Origin of the sequence: Rhodosalinus sp. (assembly GCF_046542825.1) — a bacterium.
GTDB lineage: Bacteria > Pseudomonadota > Alphaproteobacteria > Rhodobacterales > Rhodobacteraceae > Rhodosalinus.
The window spans coordinates 1-7453 of sequence record NZ_JBKHAQ010000130.1 but is presented as its reverse complement, the minus strand read 5'-3'; the positions used below and the strand labels follow the sequence as shown (position 1 = coordinate 7453).

General features: G+C 70.7%; 7 protein-coding genes. 2 read left to right on the top strand and 5 right to left on the bottom strand.

All coding sequences use genetic code 11. The features are described from left to right. The first annotated feature begins 115 nt into the window (after nucleotides 1–115). Nucleotides 116–1243, top strand: a complete 1128-nt coding sequence (locus tag ACLFOB_RS13365) for an aminotransferase class V-fold PLP-dependent enzyme (RefSeq protein WP_410926392.1) — start codon at nucleotides 116–118, stop codon at nucleotides 1241–1243. Between the two features lie 57 nt (nucleotides 1244–1300). Here the strand turns inward: ACLFOB_RS13365 and ACLFOB_RS13360 are convergent, their stop codons facing one another. From ACLFOB_RS13360 to ACLFOB_RS13350, 3 genes are all read right to left on the bottom strand, one after another. Continuing rightward, nucleotides 1301–2515, bottom strand: coding sequence for a UbiH/UbiF family hydroxylase (locus tag ACLFOB_RS13360; RefSeq protein WP_410926391.1), 1215 nt, complete (start codon nucleotides 2513–2515; stop codon nucleotides 1301–1303). Between the two features lie 76 nt (nucleotides 2516–2591). Next, nucleotides 2592–2840, bottom strand: coding sequence for a hypothetical protein (locus tag ACLFOB_RS13355; RefSeq protein ID WP_410918549.1), 249 nt, complete (start codon nucleotides 2838–2840; stop codon nucleotides 2592–2594). Between the two features lie 153 nt (nucleotides 2841–2993). Next, the gene (locus ACLFOB_RS13350) at nucleotides 2994–3638 is read right to left on the bottom strand and encodes a pyrimidine 5'-nucleotidase (RefSeq protein WP_410926390.1); all 645 of its coding nucleotides are present in this window, start codon (nucleotides 3636–3638) and stop codon (nucleotides 2994–2996) included. A gap of 99 nt (nucleotides 3639–3737) precedes the next feature. Here ACLFOB_RS13350 and ACLFOB_RS13345 point away from each other — a divergent pair, with 99 nt between their 5' ends. Continuing rightward, nucleotides 3738–4406 carry a GntR family transcriptional regulator gene (locus ACLFOB_RS13345; RefSeq protein ID WP_410917856.1) on the top strand — a complete coding sequence of 223 codons (669 nt, stop codon included), beginning with the start codon at nucleotides 3738–3740 and terminating at the stop codon, nucleotides 4404–4406. Here ACLFOB_RS13345 and ACLFOB_RS13340 read toward each other — a convergent pair. After that, nucleotides 4403–6316: a glycosyltransferase family 2 protein gene (locus tag ACLFOB_RS13340; RefSeq protein WP_410926389.1), complete on the bottom strand. Its 1914-nt coding sequence runs from the start codon at nucleotides 6314–6316 to the stop codon at nucleotides 4403–4405. The two genes, ACLFOB_RS13345 and ACLFOB_RS13340, sit on opposite strands and share 4 nt — an antisense overlap. A 75-nt stretch (nucleotides 6317–6391) precedes the next feature. Beyond that, the coding region (carA, locus tag ACLFOB_RS13335) for a glutamine-hydrolyzing carbamoyl-phosphate synthase small subunit (RefSeq protein ID WP_410926388.1) at nucleotides 6392–7453 on the bottom strand (1062 nt) is incomplete at its 5' end.

Below are 7453 nucleotides of genomic sequence, written 5' to 3'. Positions count from 1 at the left end.
AGCCGCCGAGGGGGGCAGACAGCCCCCCTTGTCCCGGGCCGCTGCCTGCGCGGCGCCTTGGCAAGCCCGCGCCCGCCCGCTACCTCAGGGAAAACGCCACGAAGGAGACCGCGCCATGCCCGCGCTCTACGACACCGTCGATCCCGGCGGATTTTCCGAATTCTCGGTGGTCTTCACCGACCGCTCGCTCAATCACATGTCGGCCGCCTTCCAGCAGGTGATGCGCGATCTTTCCTCGATGCTGAAAGAGGTCTACGGGGCCGAGGGCGTGGCGATCGTGCCCGGCGGCGGCACCTACGCGATGGAGGCGGTCGCCCGCCAGTTCGCCCGCGACGCGCGCGTGCTGGTGGTGCGCAACGGCTGGTTCTCCTACCGCTGGAGCCAGATCCTCGAGGGCGGCGGGATCGCCGCCGAGGCCACGGTGATGAAGGCGCGCCGCACCGGCAACGAGGTGCAGTCGCCCTTCGTCCCCGCGCCGGTCGACGAGGTGGTCGAGCGCATCCGTGCCGAACGCCCGGCGGTGGTCTTCGCGCCGCATGTCGAGACCTCGGCGGGCCTGATCCTGCCGGATGCCTACATCTCGGCGCTTTCGGAGGCCGCGCACGAGGTGGGCGCGCTCATGGTGCTCGACTGCATCGCCTCCGGCGCGGCCTGGGTGGACATGGCCGCCACCGGCGTCGACGTGCTGATCTCGGCGCCGCAGAAGGGCTGGTCCTCGACCCCCTCGGCGGGCCTCGTGATGATGTCGGCGATCGCGCTCGACCGGCTGGAAGCGACCGAGTCCGACAGCTTCGCGCTCAACCTGAAGACCTGGACCAACATCATGCGCGCCTACGAGAACGGCGGGCACGCCTATCACGCCACCATGCCCACCGATTCGCTACGCGCCTTCCGCGATGCGATGCTGGAGACGAAGGACTTCGGATTCGAGGCCGCGCGTGAGGCACAGTGGCGGCTGGGCGACGGCGTGCGCGCGAAGCTGGCCGAGAAGGGCGTCGTCTCGGTCGCCGCCGAAGGCTACGGTGCGCCCGGCGTGGTCGTGGGCTATACCTCCGACCCCGAAGTGCAGTCGGGTCGCGCCTTTTTGGCGCAGGGCACCCAGATCGCGGCCGGCGTGCCGCTGAAGGTGGACGAGCCCGACGGCTTCATGACCTTCCGGATCGGCCTTTTCGGTCTCGACAAGCTGCGGGACGTGGACGGCACGCTGGCGCGGCTGGAACCGGCGGTCGACGCCGCGCTCTGAGCCCGCTCGTCGCGCCCTGACGGGCCTCCTCGCTGCGCCACGCCGCGAGGAGGCCCGTCAGGGCCGAGGAGCGTTGCCCGCGCCAAGGCCCAGCCGCATCAGCCCGCGGCGCACGGGGGCCACCCCGTGCAGCGCCTCGATCCCGCGGGCGCGCAGCGCGCCGAAGGGCTGCCCGCCCAGCATCGACACGCCGTTGAGCATGGACACGCCCGCCACGCGCATCCGCACGTCGAGCGCGCGCTTTCGATCGTAGGCGGCGAGCATCGCGGGGTCGCCCAGCCCCTCCGGCCGCGCCTCGGCCAGTTCCAGCAGCGCCGCCAGATCGGCAAGCGACATGTTCAGCCCCTGCGCCCCGATTGGCGGGACGACATGCGCGGCCTCGGCCACCAGCGCCAGCCGCTCGCCGGCAAAGCGGTCGGCGACCCGGCTGATGATCGGCCAGAGCGTGATCTGCGAGGCCAGGCTGAGCGGCCCCAGCAGCCAGGCGGAGCGCGCCGACATCGTGGCCTCCAGCGCCTCGGTCGGCAGGTCGCGCAGACGCAGCGCCTCGCGGCCCTCTTCCATCCAGACCACGGCAGAGGAGGGCTTGCCCGCGTGATCGGGCAGGGGGACCAGCGTGAAGGGGCCGCCCTTGAGGTGGATCTCGGTCGAGACGTTTTCATGCGGGATCGGGTGGGTCACGGCAAAGGCCAGCGCCTTCTGGCCGAAGCGCAGGGTGCGCGCGCCGATACCCGCCGCCTGCCGCATGGGCGAATTGCGCCCGTCCGCGGCGATCACCAGCCGCACCCGCGCCTCGTCCCCGTCCGAGAGCCGCACGCGCGCCTCGCCGGTCCGGGTGAAGAGGCCCGTCGCGGCCACGCCGGGGCGGAAGGTGACGTTCGGCATCTCCTCGACCCGTGCGGCCATCTCGCGCCGCAAGAGCCAGTTGGGCAGGTTCCAGCCGAAGGGCTGGTCAGAGATGTCGGCGGCGTCGAAGTCGCGGCGCACGCGGCTTTTTTCCATCTCGCCGCTGATGTCCATGATCCGCATGGTCTGCAGCGGCATGGCGTGGGGCGCGAGCCGCCCCCAGAGGCCCGCGCGCGCGAGCATCGCCTGCGCGGGTTGCAGGAAGGCGGTCGTGCGCAGGTCCGCGCCCTGCGCTTCGCGCTCGGTCACGGGCGGCGCGGGATCGACGCAGAGCACCGAGAACCCCGCCTGCCCGAAGGCGGCCGCGGCGGTCAGGCCGGCGATCCCGCCGCCGGCCACCAGGATGTCGTGGGTGAACTCGGTCATGGGCGCTCTCCCTTCGGCGCCAGAGGTAGCGCGAAGCCGCGGCGCGGGCCAAGGGCGAAACGCCGCAGAGCTTCCGTCACCTGCCGACCGTGATGAGCAGCAGGACGCCCACGATCACCGGCACCATGAAGAGCGCGGGCAGCGCCAGCGCCGGCAAGCCCCAGGTCATCACCGCGATGGCCCAGAGGCTGACGATCGCCGCCAGCAGGTAATAGATCACGTCCGCGTCGCCCTCGAGCAGATCGCGGGCGATCCAGCCGATGACGGGAACGGCATAGAAGGCGCGGCGCGCGCGCCCGGTGCGGGGCTCTTCGGAAAGGCTCATTCGCAACTCCTGATTTCGCTGCCCCGATCTAATCGAGCCGCGTCACGGCGGAAGCTGGCAGAATGCCGCAGTATACCGAAGCGCCCGCCCGGCCCTCACGCGGCGCGCGATCCCGGCCTCCGCGCCGCGGCGTCGCAGCGGCCGGGCGCGGCCTCAGACCAGCCGCGCCAGAAAGCCCGACAGGTCGTCGGTGTGATGGTGGATGTGCCGGGCCTCGTGCCGCTCGGGCGCGACGTGGACGGTGCGCATCCCCATCGCGTGCGGCGCGGTCAGGTTGCGGGGATCGTCCTCGAACATGGCGGCGCGGGCCGTCTCCACCCGCGTCACGGCAAAGACCGTCTCGAAGGCCTGACGCCGCGGCTTGGGCTGAAAGCCCGCATGCTCCACGCCACAGACCGCGTCGAAAAGCCCCGAGAGCCCCCGCGCCTCGATCACCCGCTCTGCGTAGGGCGCACAGCCGTTGGTATAGACCACGCGCCGCCCCGGAAGGGCACGGATGCGCGCGGCAAGGTCCGGGTCGGGCGCAAGCACGGAAAAATCGATCTCGTGCACCTCGGTCAGATAGGGGCCGGGGTCCACGCCGTGCAGCTCCATCAGCCCGGCCAGCGTGGTGCCGTAGTCCTGCCAGTACCGGTGGCGCAGGCGGTCGGCCTCGGCCCGCGTGACGCCCAGCGCCTCCATCACGTAGGCGGTCATCCGCACCTCGATCTGGTCGAAGAGGCGCGCCTCGGGCGGGTAGAGGGTGTTGTCCAGGTCGAACACCCAGTGTGCGACGTGATCGAAGTGCTGCTTGGGCATGCATCGCGGATAGCCTGCCGCAGGCGCCGCGGCAATGGCGCGCTTGTTGGCTGCCCGCCGCGGCGCTAGGCTTTCGCGGTCAAGACGAGAGATACGCCGATGAACACATCCGCCCGCCCCCTTCCGAAACCCGTGCAGAAGGACGCCTACATCCTGATCCTAGAGGCGATCGACAGCGGCATCTACAAGCCCGGGGACCGGCTGGTGGAATCGGAACTGGCCGAGCGCTTCGGCGTGTCGCGCACGCCGATCCGCGAGGCGCTGCAGCGGCTCGAGACGCAGTCGCTGCTCACCCGCGACGGGCGCTCGCTGATCGTCGCCTCGCTCGACCACAACCAGATGGCGGAACTCTACGTCGTGCGCTGCGAGCTCGAGGGGCTGGCGGCCAGCCTCGCGGCGCGCCACGCGACGGAGGAAGAGATCCAGGTGCTGCGCGACATGGTCGAGGAGGACCGTTCGCTGGTGGGCGACCCCTCGGCGCTGGCCCGCGCGAACCGGCGGTTTCACAAGATGATCCATCTTGCCTCGCACAACCGTTACCTCGTGCAGCAGCTCGACCTCGTGCACCGCTCCATGGCGCTGATGGCGACGACCTCGCTTGCCGCGAAGGGGCGCGGGACGAAGGCGCTGGAAGAGCATCACGCGATCGTGGAGGCCATCGCGCGGCGCGACGAGCGGGCGGCCTACACGGCGCTGCGCGACCACATCTCGGTTGCCTTCGTCACGCGGCTTAAACTGGATTCGGCGGGCGCGGTCGATGATGCCTAGCGCGGCGCGCGCAGGCCCCGCGCCTCCTGTCCGCGCGGGGGGCGTTCGTCACTCATCGAATGGCCGTGCGCGGTCTTGTCCCAGTAGAAGGGCGCGGTGATCAGCTCGAACGCGGCCTTGTAGGACGCCATCGCGCCGATCGGGAAATAGAGGTGCATGGTGGGCACCCAGGGCAGCAGCCCGCGATGCGCGGTGGTGCGCACGGCGATCACGGCAATGGCGACCGCCAGCGCCTCTGTCAGCAGGAAGCCGGCGCCTGCGATCAGCAGCACCTCGCGCCCCAGCGCCTCTTCCAGCGGATGGGGGATGCCCAGCGGCACCGCCCAGAAGCTCCACAACAGCGGCGCCAGCAGGAACTGCGTGGCAGCCGTCAGCAACAGCACCTGCACGCCCCAGAAACGGCGCGCCCCGAGCTGGCGGAAGAGCTGGACGGGCCGGCGCATGTGCACCGCGTAGGTGATCATGAAGCCCTTGAGCCAGCGCGACCGTTGCCGGATCCAGGGCAGCAGGCGGTTGTTCGCCTCTTCCTGCGTCACGGTCTCGATGATCTCGGTCCGGTAGCCGTGCCGCGCGAGGCGAATCCCCAGGTCGCAGTCCTCGGTCACGTTGTGCGCGTCCCAGCCGCCCAGCTTCTCCAGCGCGTGGCGCCGGAAGAAAAGCGTGGTGCCCCCCAGCGGGATGACGAGGCCAAGCCGCACGAGGCCGGGCAGCACCACCCGGAACCAGGTGGCGTATTCGATGGTGAAGCAGCGCGCGAGCCAGGTGGAATGCGGATTGTAGTAGTCGAGCATCCCCTGCAGGCAGACGACCTCCGGCGGCGCATCGGCAAAGCGGGCGGCGACGCGGATCAGCTGATCGGGCTCGGGCGCGTCCTCGGCGTCGTAGATGCCGACGATCTCGCCGCGGCAGAAGTCGAGCGCGTAGTTCATCGCCCTTGGCTTGGTGCGCAGCTCGGCGTCCGGCACCTCGACCACCCGCATCCATGGCGGCAGGTCGATCCGCGACAGCGCGGCCCGCGTGCCGACGTCCGTCTGCTCGAGGATCAGCACCACGTCGAGCAGCGGGCGCGGGTAGTGCAGAGCCTCGAGCCGGCCCAGCAGCGCGGGCAGGATGTCCCCTTCGTCCAGCAGCGGCACGAGGATCGAGATCATCGGCGGCGCCCGTGGCAGCGCGGCCGGGCCGCGAGAGCGGTCCGGCGCGGGCAGAAGCCGCGTGGTGAGCGCCAGCGCCTTCATCCCCGTGGCAAGGGCCAGCGTGAGCACGGCCCAGAGGAACAGGGCGCCGAAGAAAACTCCGGGCACCAGAAGCAGCACCCCCACCGCCGAGAGCACGACGGCCAGCGTTGCGGCGCGTCGTTCCGGGGTCGGCTGCGACCAGTGGCGACAGCTTTCGATGTCGGGCACCCGGCGCTCCGCCCGGCGGGCGAGTTCGGCCCCGTGCATCCGGCCCAGCGCCGCCTCGATATCGCGCTCGCTGGCCACGGCCATCCGGACAGGGGCCAGCGCCGCCGCGATCTCCGGAAGGCGCTTCTGGAAATCCTGCGGCCGGCTGGTGGCGACCAGCGTCGTGCCGCCCTCGCGCCGCCAGGGCAGCAGGCCATGGGTCACGCACCAGACCGGATCGAGCGCGCCGGCAAGGCTGGGGTCGGGGGGCTGTTCGGCCGCGTCCACCGCCTCGACCCCGAACTGCAGGGCGAGCGCGCGGCGCAGTTGCGGTTCGGCGATCAGCCCCTCGGCCAGCAGGATACGGCCGAGCGGCGCGCGGGTCTCCGACTGCTGCGCCAGTGCGCGCAGCAGATCCTGCGCGCCGATCAGGCCCAGATCGCAGAGGATCCGCCCGAGCGGCTGCCCGAAATGCGCCGTCACCCGCGTGGGGCGCGGCGTCTGAAGCCCCTGGATCGTCACCGTCATCCGTCCCGCAAGGCGTCTTCAGCGCCTTCGGACAAGACAATCCTTAATGGTTAATGGCAGGTTAACGCTTCAGCTTCAGGTTGTCGCGCGTGACCGCGCCGCCATGTCGGCCGCGAAGCGTTCGAACAGGTAGTAGCTGTCCTGCGGGCCGGGGCTCGCCTCCGGGTGATACTGCACCGAATAGACCGGCCGCCCCTCGACCCGGATGCCGCAGTTCGACCCGTCGAAGAGAGAGACATGGGTTTCCTTCACCCCACCGGGCAGGGTCTGCGCATCCACCGCGAAACCATGGTTCATCGAGGTGATCTCGACCTTGCCGGTCTCGAGGTCCTTGACGGGATGGTTCGCGCCGTGATGGCCGTGGTTCATCTTGACCGTGCGCGCCCCCAGCGCCAGCGCCAGCATCTGGTGGCCGAGACAGATGCCGAAGACGGGCAGGTCGCGTTCCAGCACCTTGCGGATCATCGGCACCGCGTATTCGCCGGTGGCCGCCGGATCGCCCGGGCCGTTCGACAGGAATACGCCGTCGGGCGCATGCGCCAGCACCTCCTCGGCGGTCGCGGTGGCGGGCAGGACCGTCACCTCGCAACCGGCGCTTGCCAGGCACCGCAAGATGTTGCGCTTGGCGCCGTAATCCACGGCAACGACCCGATGCTTCGCCTGCGTCTGGCGGCTGTAGCCCTCGGGCCAGGCCCAGCGCATCTCGTCCCAACGGTAGGATTGCGCGCAGGTCACATCGCGCGCAAGGTCCAGCCCCTCGAGCCCCGGAAAGGCGCGCGCGGCCTTGACCAGCGTCTCGATGTCGAAACGCCCCTCGGGGTCGTGCGACAGCGCGACATGCGGCGCGCCCTGTTGCCGGATCGCGCGGGTCAGGCGGCGCGTGTCCACGCCGCCGATGGCGATGCGCCCGCGCCGCGCCAGCCAGTCGGTCAGCGGCTCCGCCGCGCGCCAGTTCGAGGGCTCCGTGGGGTCCCATTTCACCACCATGCCGGCGGCGACCGGCTCCGCCGTCTCGTCGTCCTCGGGGGTCACGCCCACATTGCCGACATGGGGGAAGGTGAAGGTCACGATCTGCCCGGCATAGGAGGGATCGGTCATGATCTCCTGATAGCCGGTCATCGCGGTGTTGAAGCACAG

What these genes read in the sequence shown, in the direction of transcription:
- ACLFOB_RS13365 (WP_410926392.1), top strand. Translation starts at nt 116, where the DNA reads ATGCCCGCGCTCTACGACACCGTCGATCCCGGCGGATTTTCCGAATTC.
- ACLFOB_RS13355 (WP_410918549.1), bottom strand. Translation starts at nt 2,840, where the DNA reads ATGAGCCTTTCCGAAGAGCCCCGCACCGGGCGCGCGCGCCGCGCCTTC.
- ACLFOB_RS13350 (WP_410926390.1), bottom strand. Translation starts at nt 3,638, where the DNA reads ATGCCCAAGCAGCACTTCGATCACGTCGCACACTGGGTGTTCGACCTG.
- ACLFOB_RS13340 (WP_410926389.1), bottom strand. Translation starts at nt 6,316, where the DNA reads ATGACGGTGACGATCCAGGGGCTTCAGACGCCGCGCCCCACGCGGGTG.
- ACLFOB_RS13360 (WP_410926391.1), bottom strand. Translation starts at nt 2,515, where the DNA reads ATGACCGAGTTCACCCACGACATCCTGGTGGCCGGCGGCGGGATCGCC.
- ACLFOB_RS13345 (WP_410917856.1), top strand. Translation starts at nt 3,738, where the DNA reads ATGAACACATCCGCCCGCCCCCTTCCGAAACCCGTGCAGAAGGACGCC.